Source organism: Psychrobacter sp. NPDC064578, from assembly GCF_044901245.1.
Lineage (GTDB): Bacteria > Pseudomonadota > Gammaproteobacteria > Pseudomonadales > Moraxellaceae > Psychrobacter > Psychrobacter cibarius_C.
In genome coordinates, this window is record NZ_JBJDPI010000002.1 from 68246 (window position 1) to 95171 (window position 26926).

Below are 26926 nucleotides of genomic sequence, written 5' to 3' on the forward strand. Positions count from 1 at the left end.
AATACATTTTTCTTAAAGGTTTTTTTGTTATCTATAGTTAATGCTTCTACAAACTTCTCGCTCGTCACTATATAGTTGCTGTATATCAAAGTCCGCTACCGCCATTTACTGTGAGGTCTGTCATGCGCAAAATTCCTGTTTACTCCCACCCTGCTGCCGGTTGGCCTGCGCTGATTTCCTCTACTCGTAAACTGATGGATTATCAGACTTTTTTACGTGGTGGTTTGAGTGTGCTAAAAAGCAACCAACCTAAAGGCGGATTCGACTGTCCGGGCTGCGCTTGGCCAGATCATAAGTCACATAAAGCCATTGATGTCTGTGAAAGCGGCATCAAAGTCATCGCCAGTGAGACTATGACAAAAAAAGCCGATGCGCAGTTTTTTGCGCGACATAGCGTCACCGAACTACAAGGCTGGTCGGGCTATGAGCTTGAGCATAGTGGTCGTTTATCAGAGCCTGTATATTATGATGCCGCGCAAGACCGCTACTTACCAATCTCTTGGGAAGCCGCTTATACATGTATCGCTGAGCAATTAGGACAGCTTGATTCGCCAGATGAGGCGCTATTTTATACCTCAGGCCGTGTGACCAACGAGCCCGCCTTTATGTATCAGCTGTTTGTGCGCTGTTTTGGCACCAATAATTTACCCGATTGCTCCAATATGTGTCACGAACCAACGTCGGTAATGCTCGGTAGACAGTTGGGTATTGGCAAAGCGACCGTGAAATTGGAAGACTTTGAGCAAGCCAAACTGATATTGATGTTTGGACAAAATCCTGCGACCAATCATCCACGCATGCTTGAAATGCTTGCTCATGCTCACGAGCAAGGCTGTCGGATCCTCTCAATCAACCCTATGCGCGAACAAGGCTTACGTAAATTTAGAAATCCGCAAAAGCCCACGCATATGGCGGCAGGTCAAAGTGATGCGATGGTCGATGAGGTCATTCAAATTCAGATCGGCGGCGATGCAGCGCTCTTAACCGGTATCGCTAAGTGGCTGACTAAAAACAATAAAATCAATCAAAGCTTTATCGATGAGCATACGTCAGGATATGAGGCACTCGACGCGTGGCTTCGCCAACAATCATGGCCAGATTTGGAACGCGGATCTGGTATCAGTAAAGAGGAAATCATTAATATAGCAAAACTGGTAGCGGCGAGCCCTGCGACCATTTGCACGTGGGGCATGGGCATCACTCAGCACGTCCAAGGCGATGACAATGTAGCGATGATTACCAACCTATTATTATTAATGGGGATGATTGGTATTGATGGCGCAGGCGCGTCTCCCGTTCGTGGTCACTCTAACGTACAGGGCGACCGTACCATGGGCATCCATGAGCGTCCTGCACAAAAGCTACTAGACAGCCTTGAGCGTGTGTTTGAACGTCCGATGCCGCAAGAAAATGGCTTTGATGTGGTCTCTGGTGCAAAAGCATTGATTGCCGGTAAGCTCAAAGTCTTTATGAGTATGGGCGGTAATTATGCCGTGGCAGCACCTGATACCAGTGCGATTCAACACGCTTTAACCACCACTCAGCTCAATATTTTTGTCGGTACTAAACTTAATGAAACTATGCTGTATCCGGGCGCGAACAATCTTATTTTGCCTTGCTTAGGTCGTACCGAACGTATTATTACTGCCAAAGGTGAGCAATTTGCCACTATCGAAGATTCCATGTGTCAGATTGTACCCACTCGAGGCAATCTGAAACCCGTCAGCGATACGTTGAAATCTGAAGCACAAATTGTAGCAGATATCGCCACTCACGTGCTTGGTGCTGATTCATCCATTCCTTGGCAAGCAATGAGTGAAGACTTTGGCATCGTTCGTGATTATATCGCCCAAGCGATTGACGGTTTTGAAGACTTTAATCAGCGTATTCGCGAAACCGAGCGTGGCTTTCATTTGTACCATTCTGCACGTCATCGTGTGTGGAATACTGACAGTGGCAAAGCACAATTTGAAGTACCACAATACCCTATCACCTACGTCGCAGCACAAATGGCAGAGACCTCATTAGCCTTTCACCATGACAAAAAACCTAATGATAAGACTAATAGTGCGCCAAACAACGAACAAAAAATTTGGCAATTGACCAGTGTCCGTAGCCATGACCAATTTAATACCATGATTTTCGGATTTGAAGATCGCTATCGCCAAACCACTCGCCGTGATGTGTTGTTTATGCACCCAGATGAAATGACTCGTTTGGGTTGGCAAGCAGGTGACCGAGTAATGGTATCTCGCCATGCCAGCTCAAATGATTCAAATAACACAGACGGTACCGTTCAGCCACGCACGCTAGGGCCGTTAGTATTGACTGAGATAGATATCGCCGCTAACGCTGTCGCAACTTATTATCCTGAATGTAATAACTTATTTGATTTAGACACGCATGCACCAGACTCTCACATACCAGCGTATAAATCGACGACCGTTGTTTTGCAACGCGTTGAGGCAAATGCTGGTACGACCGATCATGCATAGTCAGCAACGGGCGGATCATTGAATGATGCATATATTTAAAGGAGATGATAACTTTGGCAATGACCATACGATATAACGAGGTATTATGATTGCCCAAAGTGATACTGAAACTGACGCAAAATATAGCGATAGTTTTTTGGTAAATACCCTAACAGATAAGACATCAGAAACTCTAAAGGCATCTGCAACGCCGCTTGCACGTAATCATTGGGCGCAAAAGCATCATTATCCGACAGATAAATATAACCCTAACAACATTATTGAGACCCGTGTTGCTAAGACTAATATTGCACAGACCCCTATGCAGCAAATCAGTATCGATTGCAAATCAACTAGCTTAGCAGTGGAAGCTGCGGTTGCTATCGTTATCAATGGTATTCACTATGCGGTACTGATGGCAAGCCCTCACCAGCTAGAGTATTTAGCCGTCGGATTTTTGTTTAGCGAAGGCTTAATTCAACATAGTCATGAGCTGCTTGATTGGGAAGTTACCCAACTGAATGATATTGGAAATTATCAACAATTCACGCAAGACTCATTTATAAAGGAACGATTTATAAGAGATTCTACGGATGAAAGTTTAGAATCTGCAGCATTTGAACAAAGCTTATCGTCACTGCAAGATTATGACATTTATGTGGTGGAGCTAGTACTAAACCAGCGTTGCCATCAGCGTATCCAAGCGCAAAAACGTCAGCTAGCAGGGCGTACAGGTTGTGGTATGTGCGGCATCACAGGGCTAACACAAGCACTGCCTGACTTGAGTATCTATCGTCAAAACAGACAAAAGGCAGATACACCAAGTCTTGACTGTCTATTAGCAATACGCCAGCAAGTCGATGCGATGCAGCATACGCACCAATTGACTGGTGCCGTACACGCCGCTGCGACGATGTATAATCAGCAGCTATACCTATTCGAAGATGTAGGACGCCATAATGCGCTTGATAAGCTGATCGGTTGGCAACTGCGCAATAAAATAGAGATTAGCTGCGTCCTTATGACCTCGCGCCTATCGATTGAGCTGGTACAAAAATCGATTCGTGGGCGCATCCCTTGGCTAGTTGGTATGTCTGCACCTACCAGTACGGCAGTGCGTGTCGCTGAGCGTTATGGCTTAGGATTAGCGGGTTTTTTGCGTGATAACAGAGTCACTTACTATTCGAATTATTCAAACCTATAAAGTTTTATGCTCGACTCTCTCATTAAGCACACTCATTCATAAACCCTTATTTGCAGCGCTTTGATTACAGAGATATAACCCTGATTTTTAAGCTTGATAATGGCTTAATTTGACCTCTTCATACTTTGAATAGCCATTAATTTATGGTCAAATAAGGAGAATTGAATAGATAATTCGCATTTAGCTAAAAAATAACTTGTAATTTAAATTATATTTGCTAATATAGGCGTCCTTGATTGGCTGGGTGGCAGAGTGGTCATGCAGCGGACTGCAACTCCGTTAACGCCGGTTCGATTCCGACCTCAGCCTCCAATTATTTAGGTTAAAATTTTATTCATATTATATTAATTTTATTCATATAATATTAATTTTATTCATATTATATTAATTTTAGCTTGCTTTATTAATATAAATGCTTATAATAGCGACCACTATCTAACAAGTAGAAAGCTTACTTTTAGATAATACAAGTTTTGCCCGGGTGGTGAAATTGGTAGACACAAGGGATTTAAAATCCCTCGCTAGTAATAGCGTGCCGGTTCAAGTCCGGCTCCGGGTACCATTATATTAAAAGGCTTCCAAGTAATTGGAAGCCTTTTTCTTATTGTGCACTTTCTCTTATTAAACTAAATTTTTTCTGTAGATTTTCCACTATTTAGACAATTTGCTAGTAATCACCTGCTAGCTTTACTGTTAAACGTCCTTCTCACGTTTAGGGTAATAAGCTATATCAATTGTATATAATCAATAGTTAGCCACATTCTATTATCCCGTTCTGCAAAAGCAAACCTTGTGTCGTAATAAAAAATAGATAGAACGACCCTAACATGATAAAAAAAGCAGCCACTTTCATAGTACTTAACGGCCTATTGGTGACACTAGCCAGCGCAAGCATTAATTTGGAATCCGTGAGCATAAATAAACACAGTGCCTGCATAAAGATAGCCTTTAATAATTGCTCATAGATTAAAGGACCGCGAGTTTGTTCAACAAACAGCAGAATCGATATATCTACGATGATCATAGTGAAAAAGGCATGTTTAACAGAGCTATTTAAATACGCATTTCCATTGTGTCGTTGGTAAACTTTGGGTCGCCTGGCTCTTTTCCTTTTTATATAACTCGTGGTAGGTTGAATAGTCATCGGGTTGGTTGCGTTAAAATACCAAATGGTTTCCCACCTTCCTTTAGTCATGTCTGGCATGATGTCTTCTGCTTGAAAATGTTGCAACTCCTGACTGGCAGGTGACCACCAATATCCTGTCTGCGGACAAGGCTGATTTGCCTCACAACGTGAAGATTCCAGTACTACACTACTGCCACCACCACTATCCGCGATACGCTCAACGAGCATCCAAGTGACTGGCGCCATGCCGACCGCTTGCATGGTCTCAGGATCGTAACCGACGTAAGCTTCATTTGCTAACATGCCATCTAGCAGCACTTGGGCACTGGCATCTGTTCTATCTGGAACATAAATACCTGCCACAGGGACGACTTCATCTAACTCAACGCTAGATTTTGGATTAAGACGATAAATAGGCCACGATTCGGGTGGGTTAAGTGGTCCTCGCGATTCAGTAGTATAGCGTTCAATTAAACTACCAATTTTCCAGCCAAAATAACTGGTTATTTCTAAGTTAAAAGCGCGCGTGCTTACCTCTCTCCGCCATTTTTCATAATCAAGTTGTTGCTGCTCAGGCATCCAATCGATATCATAATCCATACTGATAGCCCGAAAATCACTCTCAACATTACCGCCATATCTTATTGCCGCTAGATCCCCTTTTAAAAGCTCTTGATAGCCAACATTGAGACTATCTAAAGTATCACGTAAATTCGGTAATACCCGCTCGACCCAAACGATATCAGGTTGTTGGTTTAAGGGGCGCGTGCGGTAATCAAAGGGTAAATCATTGACAAATAGCTCCAATGCATATTCAGCAGCTTCTAGCATATTCGCAAAGGCATCGCGCATCTCTTTAAAGTAGGCGGGTGAGCTGTAACGCTCTAATAAGTAAATCTCTTGCGGTCTGATGATGTAGTTGTTCATTTTTAGCGGTTCTCATACTGCTTAATAGAGGTTGGCTGATAAGTTTTTATCTAAGCAATCACCAACATCACATACAATATCGAACCAATAAACCAAGTCGCATTAATAGCCATTCCTGAATACCATTTCCGCTTAACGGCTTGATTTTGGTTTGCAAAAGCTGCTTGGCGCTCTGCGGTGACAGGCAAGATGTTATATGGGTTGTTTTGACCATCCCACATAAGCCGACGCTGAACTTCCGGATGTAGTGCAGGATTAGCGCTCGACTGGTATATATTACCCTCGGCTAAATCTAAGTAGCTAACCGTACAAGCGCGCAACCAACCCATAAAAGTCACCTCGTGCCTTAGACCAGTCAAACCTTTGTTTTTCTTCTCTTGAGCGATATCAGCACAGGCTAGTAATGAGGTGCTAATATCTGTTGGACAGGCGTGGGCGTACCTTGGATCAAGCGGTAGCTCTTCAGCGGGACGTTCCATATAGGTGCGAATAAACGCCCACTGATCATAAGGGTTTAGTTGCATGTCTTCACAGTTAATAGATAAGCTTGGTTCTCCTGTTGATTCATCGATGATGTGCAGATTCAGTACTTCATACACCAAACCTTCATTACGCCTTATGGAGGCTGTGATATCTTTATAATTAATCAGATGAAAGATAGGGGCTTGCTTACCGTTATGTTCGTAGTAAGCAATCTGCTGGGTATTTTTTAGTAGTAGAATTTTATGGTATCGAGATTGCTTTCTTTTTAGTTGCTTTAGAGTTAAATATGGTGAAAAGCCAAGCATTGTTAGGAATATTATAAGCATAATAATTGGAAATAAAACTATTAGCTCAAACTCTTCAATAAAAAAATATTTAAGAACTACATATAAAAATAAAAATAAAAACTGTCCAAACAACCATGCACCACAATATGACGCTAAAAGCCATACATTTTGAATAGAGTTAATGATAGGATGAAATAGCAGATAGTCTGGATTCACATCATGAATAAGTGTACTTATTCTATCAATACTGGCTTTTTTTTCTTGGAAATTACCAATCTCTCCTTCATAAGGGCGACTGAGTATTTTACCGACAGGAGGTATAGGAGGAACAGGTAAGATCATAGTTATACAATATGTAGTTAGCAATTTTTGCTAGCTATTATAAGCCACCACCACCCATACAAACAAACTTATGTTAATTAATATCGCCACTATCCATCTGATATTCACTTGCCAATTTTTACCATCAAAAGCCTTTTGAGCTTCTGGCGTAATTGGCTGTATCGGGTAAGGGTTGTTTTGACCGTTCCATGTCAAAAGCTTTTGCACGTCAGGATGTAAGATGGCTCGCTTGGTACATTGGTAATGATTAGCCTGAAATAGATTACCTAAAGCTATTATTGAGCCTATTATAAAGACCATGATCTGACCACCGCCAGAATGATCACTCGGCAGTATACCGTTTTTGCGAAAGACAATATCAGCGCAGGCAAATAGTGAACCACTTGTATCAGCTGGATAAGCCTCACAGAACTGAGCGTCTATTGGCAGATCATCCGCAGGGCCTTCCATGTAAGTACGAATAAACGCCCATTGTACGCGTGGGTTTACTCTGTAATCTTCTAGCTTGAGATGATGGGTGATATCGCCTGTCTCAGGATCAGCGACATACAGATTAAGCGGTGTGTAGGCTCGATTATATGGGTCTTGATGTAAGTCTGGATGCACATCTTTATAGTCGACTATCTTAAGCTCATAAGGCTGTCTAAAATTCCATAATGGACGGTAATAATAAGCTATTTTCTGTTCTTTTTTTAAAAAGTAGTACTGGGTACGAATGAAGCGCTTTCTGATGAGTTGATAGAGAAATAAAATTAGTGGCGTACCAAATACAACAATCCATAAGAAGCTGAATACTATATCAAAAATACTAAATTCACCATCTATAAAGACAACCTCTCCAATATCTTGAAGAAAATAATTACCTAACCAAAATGAAGAAAATAATTACCTAACCAAAATGAAGAAAAATAAACCCAGCCAACAGCAAAATAAAACACCCAGAAGTATGCGGGTAGGAAGGTTAAGTAATCAGGATTAACATCATGAATTTCTTTGTTAAGATGTTCAATCTCTTCAGTGCTCTTTAATAAGCTTTTGTCTATACTGGCGGTATAAGGACGGTCAATAGGATTGTGAAGCTCACTAAGGTGGGTAGCGAAATCATCGCGTAGTTGCATTTACCGCCTTCTTATTTTTCTAAGCAATCATATGCAGTAATAAAAAGGTAGCCAATGATTTATTAAGACAACCACCCCAAACCAATCACATACCAGAGTTTATCGACCATGCTCGGATAGTCACCATGTGGTCTTGCCGCGCCTATCATGTCTATAATAAATGCACCGATAAACAGCATGATAATAGTAGCAATAATAATACCTACACTGTAAACAATGGTCTTCCAAATAGGCTGGTTATTCTGTTCAAGGTTGCCCTCTGGTAAATGTTTGTTTAAATCATAAGGGTCATTGGGATCAATCTGACATTCCGCTTCAATAGCTTTGCTAAACTGATGGCGGTAGCTGGTCAGCATGGAGATTACACGCCCTACATAGCGCAGTGCTAATAAAGGTAGAACCACTAAGGTCACAGGATGAAACTCAAAAGTCCGTTCTGGATACTCCATGTTCTCATGATCATGATGCACCTCATTGAGTATCAAACGCTTAAATGACATCAGTGGGGTTTCACGCTTTTCATGTATAGGGTAGATGTAACGTATTGCTTCTTTGACTTCTTTTAGTTGCTGGTCATCGCCTTCCATATAACGACGGATAAACTCAAAATAACTGATTAAACTTTTATCAAAAACTTCATCTTGAAAGGCAAGTGCAAACATACCGGTAATGGTTTCGCCGTCTTTATCAAATGTCACCGCTCTGATGTCTTTATCTTCATTGATATAAGCAATAAAAAAGGTTAAGTCATCCCAGTTATATACTTCTACTTTGCGATTATACTGACGAACGTAGACCTTACGGGTTTTACGGTTGAAGCGGATAGGAGAATGCCGTGTGGTAAATAACTCGGTTGAGAGCACATTGATTAATGGAACAAAGAATAAGGTCATAGAAAAAGCGAGAATAAGACCAATACTGAGAGATACAATATCAAAATCTGTTGTGGATTTTACAATCAGATATAGGATACCATTGCTCACAGACACTCCAACAAATCCTAAAGACAGCCCCCATCCTACGGCATCGCCGCGACGTCTTTCATTACGCCCTGTGGTTTCAAGATAAGTCGAGTTAAACTGTACCACCGTTTGCTGCGGGTGCAATGGCACATCATAGGTTTTATATTTATCCAAAGGCACTGTCTCATGAATGCCTTTGACGTCTGCAAGCTTCTGCCCAACCGCTTGATATCCCGGGGTCAAAAATGGCAGCTTCTTGGTTAATCGAAACCTCCCTTCCATGTCTACAAGATATGCACTCATTTTTAGTTGTCCTTAATGTCAATTTCTATGCCTTCAGAAGCTTTTTCCAGCTGTGCCTTCTCAAAGTCTAATGACCACTCATTAGAATCCATCCCCCAAGTACCATACTTCACCCATTTTTCCAGTGGTGTTTTTTGAAACCACATGATGGCTAAACCAGTAACAATAGATACCCCTAAAATGACCCATCCCGCTACTGGTACCCACGAACCACTAACGCCAAATACAAGTAAGCCAGTTGATATAACGCCCGAACCAGCAGATGTTAAATATAGGACTCCCATTGCGACATCATCATTTTCGATGTTCGTCATACCCGCTTGATAATCATAATAAGCAAAGACGGCTGCCCCACCAATATTGAGTCCCCTAGCACCTGCTTTTAGACCTGAATAAGCGCGCTTATTACCTTTTATCATTTTATCTAATTTGAGTTGTCTATGGGGGCTATCGGTTGATATTGCTCCGTAAAGCTCTCTTCTTAAGCCCACAACATCCGCTCTATGCTGTACCACGCCGCCTGCAAGTATCGCTATACTGCCACCGAACTTATGTAAAGGTTCCTTAGCATCGGTATCAGCAGACCCTATAACACCTTTAAACAAACTCAAACAAGACAATACTTGCAGCACGCCGCCGAAATTACCAACACCCGATTTGGATGCTTGATTTTTATAGAAGCCTTTAAATTCTTCAAACTGTAGTCTTCGGTCAGTCATCATAGATTTTGCTACACCTGCTGAATTCTTAGCATCGTTAGCACTAGTCAAAGCATCTATACTTACAAACGCAGTCACTTTGGTAGAGATATTTTTATCTATATTAATGCCTTCACTTTTCATTTGATTAACAAATTGCGTAGCGGCACCTTTGAGTTTATTGTTACTTAATTGACTACCTCCATTTTTGCTCAACTCTGTTTTCAATAGTCCATAAACACCTTTAGTAATATCTCTAATGTTGCCTTCAACAGTAACCACAGACAAAGGTCTTCTAGTAAATATACTCATTAATAAATCACTGCGTCCAAGCCGTATGTTAGGGTATGAAGTACTGGTTGCTTTTCTCTCAATGCCCTTTTTACGAATATAGAGATATGGATCAAAAATAAGATTTTCTAGGGTGATAGTAGTACCAGACATTTTTATTTTTTCTAGATATTGATTTTTTATCTTTGATAGTACTTCACCTGCAGCAGCAGACCATGACAAAGTGACAATACCGTCAATAGTCATACCATCACTAGTAGAGATAGACTCTACTTCACTAATAATGGTTTCATTATTAAAACAGCAGGCGCGTCCTAGATAATTATAAGGTTCTAGGAGTGAATATAGTGACAACATATACATATAACTTTTTGCTACTTCCGAGTACTTAGCTGTTGAACCAACGAAATTTTGTACGGTAAGCGTATAGCTGGCACAACTATCAGTATCAGTATTATCAAAATTATAAGTCATTTCATCATTTAGATATTCTGAAAACCACATGTTGTTATATCTTTCAACTATCATTGCTAATTGCTTTTTTCTTTCTTCGTTATTGCTAGCCTGAGTTGAACTATAAAAAGATAGCCATTTCAACATTTCATCATATCTTATTGAATCTTTGAATCCATTTTCCCAGTTTCTTTTATAATAACCTCTTATCAAATCCTCTCTAGAGCTCAATAAAGTTGCATCAGAACCATAAGGTTTCCTCAACGCTTCAGATTTCTGCTTGGCAACATATGCTGGAGCATTAGCTTTTATTTGTTTTTCTATATCAAGTATGGTGTTGGCAACTAATTGTTTCTGATTTAATTTATCGAATGAATTAGTAAACATACTTTTTAATAATTTTGAGTCATAGTAATCTTCAATATTCAGCATCATTTCATTTAAATCAATTAGCTTTCCAACTTCGTCATTGAAATAAACATTCAAAACACGATTTCCACTTTCTTCTATCTTCGATAATTCAGTTGTGAGACTCTTTTTTTCATGTGATTTATCTGGAGCATAAGGCTGTTTAGTGAACGGATTGATATAATTTAAATATTCAATGGCATAATACTGAGTGATTGGCTCTTTTCCTTCCCCATCTGGGTCATACTCCCATAAGTTATAGCCTCCGCCATTTTGTGATTCACTAAGTTCTAAAGATGATTTACTACTTGACTGGGTGACAGATACAGGTACTTCAATCATATTGTTAGTTTTAGCGCCATCAGTATTATTTTGATGTCTTTCAATGACTGCTTTCGTCCATTTAACAGGGCTATAAGCGACCCATAATGTGTCGATATCTTTGTTTGGATTGGGAATACGGATAAAGCTGTTTAATGCTTGACAGTTACTCCCTGCCAAGCATGTTGAGTCTGCATATGGCAAGTCTGGCTCATTTGAATATGGCGGCATACCTGATATACCAGTCACCGTAAAACTTTTTAAATAGCGACCTTGTGTGACAACAAATCCATACCACTCTCGATTATTATCAAGAATATAAATATAGCCTTCATGAAGCAATCTCGATACAGATTTCAATTCTTTTTCTTTAAAGCGGTATCCCCAACGTACAGGCAATATCGTAATCCCCTGCGCTTGACACTGTTCACATCTCTCTGCCATGGCCTTATTCCTTATCCTTTAACTATCCATTTCTGCTGAACCAGATTGTTCATAGCACTCATACAGCCACCTGTTAATCATTGTCATACGGTCAACAGGATTAGTCAGATGCGTGGCAGCTGTCAGTTGAATATTTGCCTTGTCCAACCAACTAAGTAATATCCCATAGTGATTAATTATCAAATCACTACTTTCAATCCCTTTTTTAGCAAAGAAGCGGTTGAGAATACTAATGTCGTCTAACTGGTTTTGAGTTATTGGGCAGTAGTTTGACTGATATTGGATATAATTTTTAGAGTCAGCGATATAATGATAAATATTATCTAAGCTGTACCACTCATTATCTATTGGTAGCCAAAGCCGCTTGGGATAGCCATAGCGATTGGCGATATAGTGGTGCTGTTTCAGCGGTAACAGGTGAATAAGTACCTGTGCATCTAAGTAGCGAAAATGCTTTTTTTGACTACCTTTTTGGATAATTTGATTAAGACCTAATAAGCGAGCAATTTGCTTAGCGTCTGGTTTGAAGGCATCTACATCAGTTGCATTAACTATGGGCTGCTGCCATTCCGGATAGTCTGGCAAATACTCTTTTGCACTGACTCTAGTTTTTTCTGCCCTTATATTAGGTGCGGTATAATCCAGTAATGTGAGTATGCCATGATGACAAGATAGCAGCTCACACTGCTGCAAATATACCTCTATGATATTACTTATATCTGAGCTTAGCGTGATCATGACTGGACTATCGATCATATGATAGCTAAGCAACTCTTGCTGTAATGAATGTATAGCGTCGGGGAAAGCAGAATTAATCTCGCCGATCAGCTCTGTCTGGCTATGATGAACAATCATGACATCAAAGGTACTAAGTGCTCGAAAATCGAGGCTTTGAGTCTGTAAGCTTACGTTCGGTGGTTTCTCTATTTGGTTCATCATGAGACTGTCATACTTTTATATCTGCGTGTAATATTTGAGTAAAAGTCATTTTTATTATAAGTCAGTACTAGCAGCATGATTGTCTTCAGCCTGCTCTGACAACTTCTCACAAGCCTCAAACTGCATTTGCTTCATCACTAAGTTTTTAGCTTCTCCACCCCCACTGCCCCAATCCACCTTACTCGCCTTATAGCCCACTTGACTTGGCGTAATAAACGTCACATTACCCCCTGATATCTCAATGCCACTGCCTGCCGCTTTTAGGGTCAGCGTATCAGGCGCGATAATCTCTATACTGTCTCGACTATGGATCCGCAGTACTTGCTCACTATCGAGTCGCATTTGTTCTTGATGGGCTTGAATGGTGACATCGCCATGAGCGGCGGTGTGGGTTTGGGCTTTGTTACTGTAATAATGAATATCGCCTGACACCAACTTATTCATTTGGGTTTGACTATGATAATGAGTGTTGTCTATCGCATGACTATGGGTACTTTGGGTACTGGTATGCTGACTATGCTGTCCGCTTAGCATGGCGAGATGACGCCGGGAGTCGATCAGTAGATGAGGTTGTTGCCATTGTCCGGACTCGCTAAGCGTACTATCGTTAGTATCTTTGTTAAACTGATCAAAAGGGATTTGGCTATCGCCTTTACTATTGCTCTTATTGTTTCTGCTTCCCTCTAGTCCCACTGGCTGATGAGTATCAGCCAGCTGGGCGTAAGCTTGCTGATGTTGATCAGCAGTTTGTAGCTTACTATGACTTTCATGGCTCATGTGCCGCTTTGATTCACTGGCTAATTGATGGCTACTGATATGAATACCCGTATTACCTTGCACATTAGCGGCGGCTTGGGTCTCGATACTGATGCCTTGTCCACGGGCTTGACCACGAGTGTGGTCGCTATGCTGATACAGATGACCGATGGTCAGGCTAGACTGGAAGCTGCTGCTATAGACGTTAATCTGCGGACTATCAGGATGGGCGTCAAACATGAGCTGGTTATAGCCGTTGATAAAGCTGTCTTTGGTGGCATCACCTGTTCGACTGCTATCAATACTTTGAGTCTTGATACCGTCTATGGGATAAGTATGACTTTGATTGATAAACCAAGCGGGACTGGTGGCGTCAATGCTACCTGAGTCACTGACGATACTGTTGTGCTGAGCATCAGAATTGCCTTGGCCGTTATGGGTGCTGCCAATGATGATGGGATGAGTGATGTCACCACCGATGAAATCGATGAGAACTTGCTGTCCATGACGCAAAGGATGGAGCTGTCCCATGTGGTCAGCGACGAGGTGACTAGCAATGGGTATCCAGTGTGCGCTATCGTCGCCTTCGCTTTGCCAGTGATATCTAATATGCGCACGGTGATTACGGTCATGAGTAATGGCGCTACTATCGGTATCAATAATACTGGCACTCATCAGACCTGTCAGACTCGGATGTGGTTGTCCAAGTTTGTCCAGCTGTTCCCCATAGGGAATATGGTGATGGTGCGGAAATGGCAGGTAGCAGGCATTGATATGATGGACGTTGTCGTCATTGTCGTCATCATTATCATGGTTGGTATTGGACTGTAAGGTAATGGGATCAAAGGGTGCTGCCCCCAACCAATCCGTAGGAATATGATTATTAATATGCTGATGAAGAGACACCAGACTGATCGGATCGGTCAAATAAGGGTTGCCATCGATATAGTGGCTACTTGGCAAACTCAGATGACGGATGTTACCGGTTAGGCTGCCTAGATTGGCACGCTGCTGTGCGTTCTGCTGGTAGCGAGTAGCAAGCTTATCGAGACCTTTATCATCAAAACGGCTATGACTGTGTAAAAAGCGCTGATGCGTGCTGTTTGATGAATCGATCGGTTGCTCGCTACTGCTATTGCCAGTATAGGTACTCATCAAGCGACTGTCATAACGATGTAGGTCGCTTTGCTGAGTATGCTGAGTAATACGCGGACGAATGGCAGTAATGCGGTCTTGTCTATCAGAAAGGTTGGCAGGGTTTTGACTGAGGATGCTTTGGATATCATTGACATCAGGACGCAATTCTTCTCCATCACTAGGTAGTAAGACTAGGGTATGTTTGTCTGCTTCGTGACGGTAATAGCCTGTGATGCCATAGAGAGCAAGGTATTGGGTTAGATAAGCCAGATCGGTTTGGTTGTATTGGACGCTATGCTGTATATGATAGTTACTGTCATTACTGAGACGCTCGTCAATCTCAACGTTCATATCGTATGGACTGATGATTTGGGTAATTAGCTCACTGAGACTGAGATGATGATGACGGCGATTATGACTGTTCAGGCGTAATTGACTTAAGCTAGGCTCGCAGGTAATGCGGTAGGCGGCCATACCACTGTTACTACCGAGGGCAACGACTTCGGTGATGATACCGTGACGGGTTTGGCTTGGCAGTAGCGTATCCCCGGTATGCCAATGTATCGAGAGACTTTGCCCTAGCCATTGCTTTGTATCCAGTCCTGCTCGTGGATGCAGTAGAGTAATGCTAATACGGTAGCCGCAATAGAGGGCTAGCTGGCGCTGCTGATAAGACTGCTGTCGTTGATCTTGATGATAAGGGCTTGGATAAGCGTCAGGCGTTGGCATAAGAGCGGGCTTACTCCAAACGCTGTCGGGCAATGGCATGCCAAGTAAGCTTTCAACCAAGTCAGCCTGTTGAATGAGACTGGTGGCAATATCAGGATGGGCACTACTCAGTTGCACATGCCGCTTTGTTTGAGTCCATACCATGATAAGCCCTTTTTTATCAATCCAAAGGTGGAAAGTTTAATATTGCAAGATTATAATTTGTGCACAGATTGCCCGTTAACTAAGTATTCATTTGTCGTTGATCCAATTAATAGCCATCGTCAGATGAATCACGTTTTGGCTGAATGCCAATCATGTCAGAGAGTATCGCTAACTGATCTTCGTTTTTGATGATATGAGTGAGCCATTGGTCGAGCGGCATATCAGCCCAATCAATCGCCCGACCGAGTAAAAACGTCACCGGGCTGTGCGGCTCATTGGTCGCAAAATAATCTTGAATTTGACCTAATAATTTAAGCGCTTGCTGACGATTGCTTTGATGATCACGGTTGCTAGGATTAAAACTGGTTGAGCTAATATTTTTTGTGCTAGATGATTGCCCACTCCTATCTGATATCGTACCTTCATTGTCAGTGATGCTGTCCATAGTATCTGCTACGCTTTCTTGAGCAGAAACACTACTAGTACTATCAGAGTATTCTGGTATCAACGGTCGCAAATGTTGGGTCAGAGCAACCAATAAATCCGTGACTGGTGCGAAGACTGGCGCGTCCATGCCCATCAAATCATTTAGCTGATCAGTCAGCGCCTTCCACTGCTCAGTAACTTTACTAAGATTGCTCGTCAGTACCTGTTGCCAAGTCTCACTACTGGTTTTTATAGCGTGATTATAATCACTTAGTGTTAATTGGTTAGACGATTCGTTATCGGGGTTTTGCTGCCGCTGCTTATCATGATCACGCGCGGTTAGATAGTAATTGTAGTTATATTTTTCTGTCTTTGTATCAGAAAGTGATAGCTGCTTAATATCATCAGTGAGTGCCTTGACGAACCATGACAGCAGCCCTACTCTGATATCCATGCTATCTTCCTCGCCATCTAGCGGCGGATACATAGTGAGCCAATACTCGTCATTGAGTGCCTGTAGCAGACTTAACCCCTGACTAATACCTGCTAAATGGTCGGTGTGACTCAACGCATCGACATACCAAAGTGCCAGCTTCATATCTTTACTAGTATGGCTGAGCAAATCAGCACATTGGTTTTTGACAAAATCCCAGTCAGCCATTTTTAGCTCAGTGACCCAATTGCCTTGTGCCAGTAACGGATCGTCTTCTTGACGAGCGGCCACGATGGCATCAATACGTGGATCAAATATCAAGTCTTCACCGACCCCATGACGACTGCCTTCAATCGGCGCAATAAGGGTGTCAATATTTGTTGCTAAAGAGTGATCAGTGTTCATTATAGTGACTCCTCTTTTATAGGTTTTTTACTGGCTGTTTTTTTCACTGTCGACTTTTTAACATCAGGCTTCTTAACGGCAGACTTTTTAGCTGAAAGGGGTTTGCTTGGCAATTTTTCAACTTGATTTTCAGTTTCATCTTCGCTGTGTTGCACCATTTGATTGAGCGCCACAACGGCATCAGTATCCAGACGATAAGCAAAATTATCGTCCGCATCGACAAATACGGTAATTTTCTTTAACACACTTTGACTGTCATCATGAGCCAGCAGCTGACCTGCGAGCTGCGGCAGCAAGGTATGACTGATAATCGCATCGGCGTTACGTGCACCAGAATCGACCTCATGACAACGCGATAAAATCAGCTCAATCACCTCATCATCAATGACACAAGGCACATCATAATTATCATGAATACGACCAGTGATTTTGTCCAGCTTTAAGCGAATAATTTCTGCGAGCGCATCATCCGTCAACGGATAATAAGGAATGACCGTTAAGCGACCCAAAAACGCGGGCTTAAAGGCTTTATACAAATGCGGATTAATGACTTGTTTTAGGCTATCACTGTCTGGCAGGCTAAAGTCAGTGACGGCTGGATCTGTATTGATACATGCCTGCATAATCGCAGACGAACCAACATTACTGGTCAATAAAATAAGCGTATTTTTGAAATCAATTAAACGCCCTTCACTGTCTTCCATTACCCCTTTATCAAAGACTTGATAAAACAAATCTAATACGTCTGGATGGGCTTTTTCGACTTCATCAAGCAAGAGCACACTATAAGGGCGACGACGAATCGCTTCGGTTAACACACCACCTTCACCATAGCCAACATAACCTGGCGGCGAGCCTTTTAACGAGGCAACGCTATGGGCTTCTTGATACTCTGATAGGTTAATCGTAATAAGGTTGCGCTCACCACCGTACAACACCTCTGACAATGCTAGTGCCGTTTCTGTCTTACCCACACCACTTGGCCCGACTAGCATAAATACCCCTTGCGGGCGATTAGGATCGTCTAGGCGTGCTTTCGCCGTATGAATACGCTTGACGATAGCAGCCACCGAATGGTCTTGACCAATGACTCGCGCTTGCAAGGTGTCAGCCAAACCCAAGATATGGTCTTTTTCATTTCCTGCCATATCGGTCAATGGAATCCCTGTCCAATCTGAGATAATCTGCTTAATAACCTGTCGATCTAATACCGCATGAATCAAGCGCTGCGGCTCTTGTACTTGTTTTAACGACTGCTCAATATTTTGATACTCAGCTTGTTTGTCTAAGCGCTCTTTTGCGCTAAGGGCATCAGAACCATCTGTCTTGTCATTCAACTGCTGATTTAAGGCATCGAGCTGGTCATTGAGCTGACGCTGTTCGTGCCAGCGGTTGGTCATATCAGCAATGCTTTGCTGATTGGCTTGGCGCTGCTCATCAAGTACCGCAATCTTTTGGCTGACTTTCTCTTTTTCATCCACACCGCCGATACGCTCGAGCTGCTGACTGAGATTATTGATATGTTGCTCTAACTGCAACCCTTTGGCGTTTAATCTGTCAAGTTGATTGGGTATGGCGGTCTTAGACAAGCTCACCCGTGCAGCTGCCGTGTCTAATACGCTGACCGCTTTATCAGGCAGTTGTCGATCGCTGATATAACGTGCTGACAGCTCAACGGCTGCTTGTAGCGCATCATCGTCTATCAATATGCCAAAGTGCGCTTGCATTTTGGCACTCAAACCACGAATCATCGCCACTGCCGTATCGATATCAGGCTCATCGACTTTCACCACTTGGAAGCGACGTGACAATGCTGCATCTTTTTCAAAGTATTTCTTATACTCTGACCACGTCGTCGCCGCAATGGTTCTAAGCTCACCACGAGCCAGCGCAGGCTTTAATAAATTAGCCGCATCGTTTTGACCCGCTTGCCCACCAGCACCGATCAAAGTATGCGCTTCATCAATGAATAATATAATAGGCTGTAGCGAGGCTTGTACTTCTTCAATGACTTGCTTAAGACGGTTCTCAAACTCCCCTTTGACGCTTGCCCCTGCTTGCAGCAAGCCCATGTCAAGACTACGTATCGTCACGTCTTTGAGCTGATCAGGCACTTGACCGGCGACTATCTTTTGCGCCAATCCTTCTACCACTGCTGTTTTACCTACCCCTGCCTCACCCGTCAAAATAGGGTTATTTTGACGACGACGAATCAAAATATCGATCAACTGATGAATTTCAAACTCACGGCCAATGACAGGGTCTATTTGCTCTGCACTGGCTTTAGCAGTCAAGTCATAAGTATATTTATCTAGCGCGGGTGTGGGCTGTGTGGTGGCTTGCTTTGCGTCTAAAAACACCTGCCCGTCTGTGTTATTGGCTGCACTATTACCTGCATTAGCCTCAGTATCTTTATTGATGGCTTTATTTGTGCTTTTATTAACGTTGGTCGAGCCATTACCTTCAGTACTACCGAGACATTGACGCTCATAGTCATCTTTTAGGGTAAAGCGGTCGATATACTGTAGTGACTCAGGAAGAGTTTTGAGTAGCGACTGATAACGCTCATAAGCCAATAGCACGAGCAATATATGACCAGAGCGGATTTCTAGTGGACTGTTATTATCAGCGCTTTGATTATATTGGCTACTGGCTAGCTCCCACGCATCTTCTAGTAACGCCATCAAACCTTGACTAAATACTGGCGTTGAGCCTGTTGCCTGACCAAAGGTATTTAGCAAATCGGTGATGTCTGCTAGTAATAACTGCTGATTAATCTTATTTACTTTTAAAATTTGAGCCACATCATTGTGCGGCGTCGCAATCAGTTCGTGTAGTAAATGAACCGTATCGACTTCACGATGTCCATTATTGATACAAAGCCTAGCGGCCTGCTGCAAACACTGTCGACAGCTCGGACTCAAGCGAGTAATTACAGCTTTTAACTGGCTCATAAATCTTTTCCTTTAGCATTCTTATTAGACTTAATACCAAACCCAAAAAGTAAGATTAGCTGTGCCAAACTCGCTTAGCCTACAAGGCGTAGTACTTTCACTCGTTTTTCTTGCCACTCTAATTTCTGTGAATGGTATAAAATTATTTTTATTAAACGGCAATATAAAGCTGATATACAAAATTAGAGCAGCTATTGAGCATTATTAGTAAACAAGCAATTTATAGTTGATTCACTTTAAAACTGCTTATATACAACTATTAACCGTGTTTTTTTAGTAATACCTTTCTACTGAATCGGCAGCGCATAGCGAGTGTCATCATGATGCTGCGTCGCAGGCTGTGACACCAAAAACCCACCCTGACCCAAACTACCAAAACTGCTCTCAGATAACGACAAAGGGGTGATGTATTGCTTGTCCAACTCGAGTTGCATTTCAACGGCAAGACAGACACCGCACCATTTACGGATAAAATCAATAATAACTCGATACATATCACCGGCTGGTAACAGTCTTAAGTAACGCTTAGCATCTAACTGATGAAATACTATTCTGATTTTGCTATCGAACTGTACGACGCGCGCACCACAAAACGCCGACAACCCAAGTGCAGCATGCTTCCCACCGAGCGCAGTCTGCTCACTGGCTGGTAGATCAAACCACTCCGGTACGAACTGCTCGACACTGACCGTGCTGTCTAAAAAATGCGACAGTACATGTGACAACTGATCGGCTGTTAGGCGTCCTGGGGCGATCATGCCAGCATAGGCAATCAAGCTATCGATGGCGGTTAACTTCTTAGGCTGACGCGCCAGTGCCCGCAAGCTCAGTAGATAGTTGTCTTTTTTATTGTTTATCTCGTACTGTAATGGCAAGTTATAAAACCAACTCGCTTGCACATACAAATCCGTCAATCGATGGTTAAATAAGTCCAAAAAAGCGGGTGCTGCTTTGTCTTTTGCATGATTGACTCGCGAGGCTAGATGGTCGGTATACATCGCTGGCAAAGCTGATAACGGCCCTGTTAGCCCAATAACTGCTGGACAAACCTCTACTTGCCTAATTTTTAATGAACTAGCCTTTAATGAACCGGCCTTTATTTGACTATCCTCTACTGAACTGCCACTGTCTCCCATGTTATCTTGAGCAATAAGCGACATTGACTCAATTTCTGCTTGCGGATATGCCAGTGATAACGAAGCACGGTAACGCACCTCAATGGGCACGTATCCCATACTGGCTTCATGACGAACCAAACGGAGCGCTTGCAATAGCTCATAAGATTGCGGCGCCGCCATTAAAGCCGTTAAATAAGAGGACTGAGACCGCTGCGTGGCTGACATCTGTATATCTCCTCTTTAGTAATGGCATCACTAATGGACACTTCAACAAAGCTATTTAAGCTGGCGTGATAGCCAAACACATGCGCCAATAAATGGGCAAACTGGCGGATACTCACTCCAGCAAAATTCTTTTGGTTGATTTGAATATTGATCAGTGTACCGCGCACAAACCCAGGCTGTGGCAAGCGCTGAATACGTCGAGCTTCGATACTGGTTTCGACAGACACAATACCTTCGACCAACAGTTTGTTAGAAGCAGACTGGGTAATGTCGTATAGCGATAAATACTCTTTCATCAGCTCCGCATCTTGGGCGGCAAGCGATAAAAAATTCAGACTAATCAGCGATATCAAGCGCCAACGCTCTTCACCTGTATAGTCAAACCTTGCAGTCCGAGTTGGCTGCTTTAACAAAGACAAACTGCTAAAGCCCGTCATCCCTTCGCTAAACAAATCGCCACGGCTTTGACCGAATACCACTTGAGCCGGCAAATCTCTATTGGTACACAATAAAGACGCACTCATGCTCACCGCACCAGCTAAATCTTCGCGGTTTTTTTCTACAAACATAATCTGATATTCAAAACCCTGCTTGAACTCAGCCATATCCTTATCACGTTTAATGTGATAATAACGACCATCATCTTGCTGCTCATAGTGATTGAGCGCATAAAATGGATGATATTCACGTTGTATCAAACGATTGTCACTTTGCTTCGACTCTATGACTTTATTGACCTCATAGATTTCATGTTGAAACAGCGCACGAGTATCAGGCACCAAATCATAATAGACAGAACGATGGGTAACTTGAATAGGCTTAGCAGCCGCCTTGAATAAATTGACAACGGGCGTACAAAACAGCTTGATACTACTGGCACTGAGCTGCTGCAAGTTTTTTAGGCGGATGGTATTTTTTTTATCAAACTTAAAATAACAGCGAATCTCAAAGCTATTGCTATCGATCTTTAAATTTGGACAAACCTTGCCAAGATTCAGACGTAAAAAATTAAATTTTTCGGGGAAGTAGAAGTATTCTTTTAATAAGGCAGAAGCGGCATTACTCACTCGATGGCTCGGAAGAATTTGCTGCTCAAGATCGAAGCCTATAATCTCAAACGGACTGCCCGTAATCTTATTGACCTGCCTACCATGCAGATGCGTTTGCTTGATATCACACCCTAGTAAATCCCATAGACTGGTGCCCTGACTGGCGTCCTCGTCTATATACAAATCTAACGAGTGGTTTAATAAGGCTTGATAGTCAAAGCTCGAATTAAGAGCCTTAAACTTGATACTGATACAGCCATTCAGTAGTCCATGCTGATTGTCATACACCTCTTGACGAGTTTCAAAGTCGACGCTATCTATCTGTAGCGGCAGCAAGGTCACATCTTGGGTTGACTGAAACTGGCAAGGCGTGCCATTTGTTTTTTGGCTGGCGAACGCACTATTTTTAGGGACTAAGACTGCCTCGCTCATCGCATTGCCCTGTACGCCTAGATTGAACTGTGCAATAGAGACCGATGGAAAAGGTTTGAGATAATCGGGATAAACGACTTCTAATAGCGACTCAGTAAAATCAGCGTATGAATCGTCCAATTTTTTATTGATACGCGCACTGATCAGCGAAAAAGCCTGTATCAACCGTTCTATATGCGGATCATCGACGGTATCGTGCCCCATCAACAACCGATTGGCTATTTTGGGGTATTTTTTGGCAAACTCTTTTGACTGTTTATTAAACAGACTAAGCTCATGCTCAAAGTAAGGAAGTAAACTGTCCATGACGCCTCAATATATTGATCGCTGCTAACTGTATAAATTGAGCGGTAGTAGTAGTTATTTCATTAATGGGATAATGATTATTTTATTAAGTAACGCTGAGAGCTTGGCTCAAAAAATGCATCAAAACTGACCAGCTCTTGTGCTGGATAAACCTTTAATAACGCTTCAATAGAAAAACACAGTTGATTGATATCAACAGCGCCAATATCTAACGAGACGCGAACGTTTTTTAGTCGGGTATCTTGCTGCTCGACTGTTTGAGCTATTTGGCGACAGATATAATCACAGTCAGTAGGATTGGCACTGCTGAGTCCCACAAAATCCAATATGCCAAAATTCAATATTGATGAGCGCACATGCTGATACTTTTGCAATCTACTAGACACCACACAGCGCGTATTTAATAAAGCTTCAAGGTCTCGTGCGACCGAAGACTTTAGCTCATCGATATTAAGACGACGAACCACGAGCTCATGCGACAAATGACGAGGCTGATCATCAAATAACTGCTCGAACAAATTTGGGCGAAATCCAATTTCTTTGTTAGAGGCGTTAGTGGCGTAATTCATTGATATAATCATTCCTATTTAACAAACAAAAAAGAAAGGCCTAGATATAAACCTTTCTTTTTCGGTACGACACAATAAATGACACCTGATACAACCTAAATTAGGCGGTATAAGTAGCAGTGTTATTAGCTAGTGACCATTTTTTAGTCACAGCGCCTTTAGCAGTACCATCGATATCTTGCTGGGTATAAGTCCACTCAACAGCTGCATACTTGATACCGACTTTTTCGATTGGTACGCCTTCAGAACGTACCGTTGGCTCGACACTTGCGATCAGCGCATGCTTAAGTTTTACTTCAAGATATTTAACGCGTTTGTCACCGTTGGCACGATAAAAATCAATTTGAATCTCATCAAAAGTATAACCAGCAGAACACGCTTCCCATAGTTTAGGACTGGTTGAGTCCAAATCTTTCATAAACGTCATGTCAGCATGCTCACAACGCTCAGAAGTATGGCCACCAACGCTACTTGCTGTCGCTGATTTTGGCTGACGGATCAAGTGATCCCAAGTATTTACTTCAAGCCAACCTTTATGCTCGCTATCACGAGACTCGCCATCAATTTTATATTTACCGCGGAACTGAATATAAATATCTTTCATATCACATACCTTTTTTAAAATTTAAATTTCACGTTAGTTTTTAATAAACGATTAGCTGTTGCTAGATTGCGGCAGTTGAGTGACCAGACGCAAAGAAACAGACAATTCGTCAAGTTGAAAGTGTGGTCTCAAAAAGACCACGGACTTGTAGACACCAGGCTTACCCGGCACTTCTACAACTTGTACAGAAGCTTCGCGCAGTGGGTACTGGGCTTTTGCTTCTTGTGAGGCGCCGTCATCTAGCAACACATAACGAGAAATCCAGTCATTTAAAAACGACTCAACATTACCAGGTGCTAAGAAGCTGCCTACCTTATCGCGCATCATTGCTTTTAGGTAATGGGCAATACGTGACACCGCCATAATGTATTGGATCTGCGTCGATAGCGCAGCATTGGCGTTGGCATCATCGTTTTGATAAGTTTTGGCTTTTTGCACCGACTGCGCCCCAAAAAAAGCAGCGTAATTGGTATTTTTGCAATGGACTAACGGGATAAATCCTAAGTCGCTCAACTCTTTTTCTCGGCGATCGGTGATAGAGATTTCCGTTGGACACTTAAGTGCCAAATCCCCTTCATCCGTCTTAAAGGTATGAACAGGTAACCCTTCAACCAAGCCACCACCCTCAACGCCGCGAATGGCAGCACACCAACGATAGTCAGAGAAAGCAGCCGTCAAGCGTGAAGCGAACGCATAAGCCGCGTTCACCCATAGATAATCATCATGATTATTACCAGAGACTTCTTCCGTAAAGTTAAATCCTTCAACCACCGTGCCATCCTTAGGATCGTAAGGCAGACGACCTAAAAAGCTAGGCACAGTTAACGCAACATATCGCGCATCTTCTGACTGTCTGAACGCGCGCCAGCGTATATATTCAGCGGTTTCGAATATCTTTGACAAATCACGCGGGCGACCAATGTCGGTAAAGGAGTCGAGACCAAACATTTCAGCGGAAGCCGCCGACACAAAGGGTGCATGAGAAGCGGCCGCAACATGAGACAATTGCTCAAGCAGATACATGTCTGAGTTTTGGCGAGTAAATTCAAAGTCACCAACGATAGCGGCATAAGGTTCACCACCGAAGCTACCGAACTCTTCTTCGTATATTTTCTTAAACAGCGTGCTTTGATCAAAATCAATTGACGATTGAAAGTCTTTAGTCAGTTCGCGCTTCGTAGTATTGATCATACGAATCTTTAGCATGGATTCCGACGGAGTCTGGCTACATAAATAATGCAAGCCACGCCAGCTGGACTCTAGCTTTTGAAACTCGGGCGCGTGCATGACGGTGGTCAGCTGCTTGGAGATCAACGCGTCAATTTGGGCAATACGCGCGTCAATCGATGCGGCCAAATTATCTGACAACGTTACAGTGCCTTGCATGACTTCATTGGCAAGCTCTGCAATTTGCGACTTGGCACGATTTTTTTCGTCATCAGACTTGGCAACGTTACTTTTATTGACGATTTCTTCGAGTAAGTCGTAACTGTCATTATTTAACGCATCAGGTGCTAGATTTTGCTGGGCTTGGGCACTCATCGTTTAATCCTCACCGTCGGTTTGATTTTGTTCCGCCATTTTTTTGACTTGCTCAGTGTTCTTAAGCACGTCATCTAATAGGTCTTCAAGTTTTTCGTTGGCCGATATTTTGTTGCGTAAATCTGCCAAGCGATCTCGTGCTTGTACCAATTGCTTTAGTGGCTCAATTTGCTCAGCAACCGCTTCAGGACGAAAATCGTTGATACTATTGAATGCCAAATCAACCGCGAACTCGCCGCCTTTATCACTCAAGTCATTGCTTACTCGAAAGGTCGCACGCGGTGCTAGACCTGACATCACCTCATCAAAGGTATCCAAATCCACTTCGACAAACTTTTTGTCTTTAAAACGTGGTTGTTCAAGGGTGGAATCTCCTGAAAACTCTCCCAAAACGCCAACCACAAAAGGAATTTCCTTGGTTTCGATCGCATCGCCCACTTCAACGTCATAAGTCAGATGCACCCGAGGCGCACGTACTTTTGCGAGTTTTTTTTGTACACTGTCTTGCTTTGCCATAATAAGTTACCTCAGCAATGTCTAGTTTGAACGCAATATACTGAATGGATCAGTCGATTTGGCGTTACTTTTTTTGGTAGGTGAAGGTTTAGTAACAGGCTTAACTTTTGGTGGTCGTGGCGGTTTTTTTACGGCTGGTTTTTTCATAGGCTTCGATGCTTTTTTTACAGACACCTGGAGCTGAGGTTTTGATTTAGTGCCTGATTTACCGCTTCTAGGCTTGACGACTGGCGCTGGTGGTTTTGGCAAAGACTCATCGTAATTGAAACCATAGATATCACCATATATTTTACTTAAAGCGTACTGATACTCCTTCAAAAATGCTGCGTCCACTTCATCAGTGAGATAATCTGACTGCAGTTGGTTTTGGGAGACGATAGCGCTGCTATTGAGTAGTATCTTTTTTAGCTTAGCAGTGCTTTGACCCAGACCACTGGCTTCACTGGCTGCATAAACAGCATAAGCATGATAGCCATTGTTAGAATAAATCTGCGCCAAAATCTCCCATGCTAGCGAGTCATTAGGATTACGAGATACTCTTTGGTTCAAATCCGCGACCAGTTGATGCAGTTGCGATGATTTTGCATCAGCATTTTTGAGTGCCGAAAATTGATTTATGATGCTAGAACCGGGGTCTTTCTCTTGTATGACAAGCTCACTATGGGCGGTAGTCATTGCTGAACCCATGATGAACAGACCTGCCAAAAACGCTTTGGATAGCGTAAAACTGACTCTAATATTGCTTCTGATACTGGTCATTGTAAGTCGGTGCTCGCCATTATTGGTGTGAGATAAATACAT

General features: G+C 42.6%; 19 protein-coding genes and 2 tRNA genes. 4 read left to right on the top strand and 17 right to left on the bottom strand.

The features are described from left to right. The first annotated feature begins 122 nt into the window (after positions 1-122). From ACI2JM_RS02270 to ACI2JM_RS02285, 4 genes are all read left to right on the top strand, one after another. Positions 123-2495 carry an FdhF/YdeP family oxidoreductase gene (locus ACI2JM_RS02270; RefSeq protein WP_404641789.1) on the top strand — a complete coding sequence of 791 codons (2373 nt, stop codon included), beginning with the start codon at positions 123-125 and terminating at the stop codon, positions 2493-2495. Between the two features lie 85 nt (positions 2496-2580). Continuing rightward, positions 2581-3678 (top strand): formate dehydrogenase accessory sulfurtransferase FdhD, encoded by a 1098-nt coding sequence (locus ACI2JM_RS02275; RefSeq protein WP_270895147.1) that lies wholly within the window; start codon positions 2581-2583, stop codon positions 3676-3678. 238 nt (positions 3679-3916) lie between these two features. Next, positions 3917-3990, top strand: a tRNA-Cys gene (locus ACI2JM_RS02280). A 163-nt stretch (positions 3991-4153) separates the two neighbouring features. Next, a tRNA-Leu gene (locus tag ACI2JM_RS02285) sits at positions 4154-4240 on the top strand. Positions 4241-4429: 189 nt separating this feature from the next. Here the strand turns inward: ACI2JM_RS02285 and ACI2JM_RS02290 are convergent. The 17 genes from ACI2JM_RS02290 to ACI2JM_RS02370 all read right to left on the bottom strand — a co-directional run bounded on the left by ACI2JM_RS02290 (position 4430) and on the right by ACI2JM_RS02370 (position 26926). Then, positions 4430-5731 carry a hypothetical protein gene (locus tag ACI2JM_RS02290; RefSeq protein WP_404641791.1) on the bottom strand — a complete coding sequence of 434 codons (1302 nt, stop codon included), beginning with the start codon at positions 5729-5731 and terminating at the stop codon, positions 4430-4432. 50 nt (positions 5732-5781) lie between these two features. Beyond that, entirely contained in the window at positions 5782-6843 is a 1062-nt protein-coding gene (locus ACI2JM_RS02295; protein WP_314885279.1) for a hypothetical protein, read from the bottom strand. A gap of 30 nt (positions 6844-6873) precedes the next feature. Further along, positions 6874-7449: a hypothetical protein gene (locus ACI2JM_RS02300; RefSeq protein ID WP_404641793.1), complete on the bottom strand. Its 576-nt coding sequence runs from the start codon at positions 7447-7449 to the stop codon at positions 6874-6876. A 257-nt stretch (positions 7450-7706) separates the two neighbouring features. After that, positions 7707-7961 (bottom strand): hypothetical protein, encoded by a 255-nt coding sequence (locus ACI2JM_RS02305; protein WP_404641795.1) that lies wholly within the window; start codon positions 7959-7961, stop codon positions 7707-7709. Between the two features lie 62 nt (positions 7962-8023). After that, a complete protein-coding gene (locus ACI2JM_RS02310; protein WP_404641797.1) occupies positions 8024-9226 on the bottom strand; it encodes a DUF6708 domain-containing protein in 1203 nt (400 codons plus the stop codon). A 2-nt stretch (positions 9227-9228) separates the two neighbouring features. Next, positions 9229-11841, bottom strand: a complete 2613-nt coding sequence (locus tag ACI2JM_RS02315) for a T6SS effector BTH_I2691 family protein (RefSeq protein ID WP_404641799.1) — start codon at positions 11839-11841, stop codon at positions 9229-9231. 18 nt (positions 11842-11859) lie between these two features. Beyond that, positions 11860-12780: a hypothetical protein gene (locus ACI2JM_RS02320; protein WP_404641801.1), complete on the bottom strand. Its 921-nt coding sequence runs from the start codon at positions 12778-12780 to the stop codon at positions 11860-11862. Positions 12781-12834: 54 nt separating this feature from the next. Further along, complete coding sequence (locus ACI2JM_RS02325; RefSeq protein WP_404641803.1) at positions 12835-15546, bottom strand: type VI secretion system Vgr family protein; 2712 nt, start codon at positions 15544-15546, stop codon at positions 12835-12837. 106 nt (positions 15547-15652) lie between these two features. Beyond that, positions 15653-16810, bottom strand: coding sequence for a type VI secretion system protein TssA (tssA, locus tag ACI2JM_RS02330; RefSeq protein ID WP_404641805.1), 1158 nt, complete (start codon positions 16808-16810; stop codon positions 15653-15655). Beyond that, entirely contained in the window at positions 16810-19764 is a 2955-nt protein-coding gene (tssH, locus tag ACI2JM_RS02335) for a type VI secretion system ATPase TssH (RefSeq protein ID WP_404641807.1), read from the bottom strand. The genes tssA and tssH overlap by 1 nt, the downstream gene beginning before the upstream one ends. A 287-nt stretch (positions 19765-20051) precedes the next feature. Further along, positions 20052-21107, bottom strand: a complete 1056-nt coding sequence (gene tssG / locus ACI2JM_RS02340; protein ID WP_404641809.1) for a type VI secretion system baseplate subunit TssG — start codon at positions 21105-21107, stop codon at positions 20052-20054. Beyond that, a complete protein-coding gene (gene tssF, locus ACI2JM_RS02345; protein WP_404641811.1) occupies positions 21071-22894 on the bottom strand; it encodes a type VI secretion system baseplate subunit TssF in 1824 nt (607 codons plus the stop codon). Before tssF ends, tssG begins: the two co-directional genes overlap by 37 nt. A 77-nt stretch (positions 22895-22971) precedes the next feature. Next, on the bottom strand, positions 22972-23463 hold the full coding sequence (gene tssE / locus ACI2JM_RS02350; protein ID WP_404641813.1) for a type VI secretion system baseplate subunit TssE: 492 nt from the start codon (positions 23461-23463) through the stop codon (positions 22972-22974). Between the two features lie 100 nt (positions 23464-23563). Continuing rightward, a complete protein-coding gene (locus tag ACI2JM_RS02355; RefSeq protein ID WP_025651832.1) occupies positions 23564-24067 on the bottom strand; it encodes a type VI secretion system tube protein Hcp in 504 nt (167 codons plus the stop codon). Positions 24068-24118: 51 nt separating this feature from the next. Continuing rightward, positions 24119-25609, bottom strand: a complete 1491-nt coding sequence (gene tssC, locus ACI2JM_RS02360) for a type VI secretion system contractile sheath large subunit (RefSeq protein WP_404641816.1) — start codon at positions 25607-25609, stop codon at positions 24119-24121. Positions 25610-25612: 3 nt separating this feature from the next. Next, complete coding sequence (gene tssB, locus ACI2JM_RS02365) at positions 25613-26125, bottom strand: type VI secretion system contractile sheath small subunit (RefSeq protein WP_404641818.1); 513 nt, start codon at positions 26123-26125, stop codon at positions 25613-25615. 21 nt (positions 26126-26146) lie between these two features. Then, on the bottom strand, positions 26147-26926 hold the full coding sequence (locus ACI2JM_RS02370; protein WP_404641820.1) for a hypothetical protein: 780 nt from the start codon (positions 26924-26926) through the stop codon (positions 26147-26149).

What these genes read in the sequence shown, in the direction of transcription:
- ACI2JM_RS02270 (WP_404641789.1), top strand. Translation starts at nt 123, where the DNA reads ATGCGCAAAATTCCTGTTTACTCCCACCCTGCTGCCGGTTGGCCTGCG.
- ACI2JM_RS02275 (WP_270895147.1), top strand. Translation starts at nt 2,581, where the DNA reads ATGATTGCCCAAAGTGATACTGAAACTGACGCAAAATATAGCGATAGT.
- ACI2JM_RS02290 (WP_404641791.1), bottom strand. Translation starts at nt 5,731, where the DNA reads ATGAACAACTACATCATCAGACCGCAAGAGATTTACTTATTAGAGCGT.
- ACI2JM_RS02295 (WP_314885279.1), bottom strand. Translation starts at nt 6,843, where the DNA reads ATGATCTTACCTGTTCCTCCTATACCTCCTGTCGGTAAAATACTCAGT.
- ACI2JM_RS02305 (WP_404641795.1), bottom strand. Translation starts at nt 7,961, where the DNA reads ATGCAACTACGCGATGATTTCGCTACCCACCTTAGTGAGCTTCACAAT.
- ACI2JM_RS02310 (WP_404641797.1), bottom strand. Translation starts at nt 9,226, where the DNA reads ATGAGTGCATATCTTGTAGACATGGAAGGGAGGTTTCGATTAACCAAG.
- ACI2JM_RS02315 (WP_404641799.1), bottom strand. Translation starts at nt 11,841, where the DNA reads ATGGCAGAGAGATGTGAACAGTGTCAAGCGCAGGGGATTACGATATTG.
- ACI2JM_RS02320 (WP_404641801.1), bottom strand. Translation starts at nt 12,780, where the DNA reads ATGATGAACCAAATAGAGAAACCACCGAACGTAAGCTTACAGACTCAA.
- ACI2JM_RS02325 (WP_404641803.1), bottom strand. Translation starts at nt 15,546, where the DNA reads ATGGTATGGACTCAAACAAAGCGGCATGTGCAACTGAGTAGTGCCCAT.
- tssA (WP_404641805.1), bottom strand. Translation starts at nt 16,810, where the DNA reads ATGAACACTGATCACTCTTTAGCAACAAATATTGACACCCTTATTGCG.
- tssH (WP_404641807.1), bottom strand. Translation starts at nt 19,764, where the DNA reads ATGAGCCAGTTAAAAGCTGTAATTACTCGCTTGAGTCCGAGCTGTCGA.
- tssG (WP_404641809.1), bottom strand. Translation starts at nt 21,107, where the DNA reads ATGTCAGCCACGCAGCGGTCTCAGTCCTCTTATTTAACGGCTTTAATG.
- tssF (WP_404641811.1), bottom strand. Translation starts at nt 22,894, where the DNA reads ATGGACAGTTTACTTCCTTACTTTGAGCATGAGCTTAGTCTGTTTAAT.
- tssE (WP_404641813.1), bottom strand. Translation starts at nt 23,463, where the DNA reads ATGAATTACGCCACTAACGCCTCTAACAAAGAAATTGGATTTCGCCCA.
- ACI2JM_RS02355 (WP_025651832.1), bottom strand. Translation starts at nt 24,067, where the DNA reads ATGAAAGATATTTATATTCAGTTCCGCGGTAAATATAAAATTGATGGC.
- tssC (WP_404641816.1), bottom strand. Translation starts at nt 25,609, where the DNA reads ATGAGTGCCCAAGCCCAGCAAAATCTAGCACCTGATGCGTTAAATAAT.
- tssB (WP_404641818.1), bottom strand. Translation starts at nt 26,125, where the DNA reads ATGGCAAAGCAAGACAGTGTACAAAAAAAACTCGCAAAAGTACGTGCG.
- ACI2JM_RS02370 (WP_404641820.1), bottom strand. Translation starts at nt 26,926, where the DNA reads ATGTATTTATCTCACACCAATAATGGCGAGCACCGACTTACAATGACC.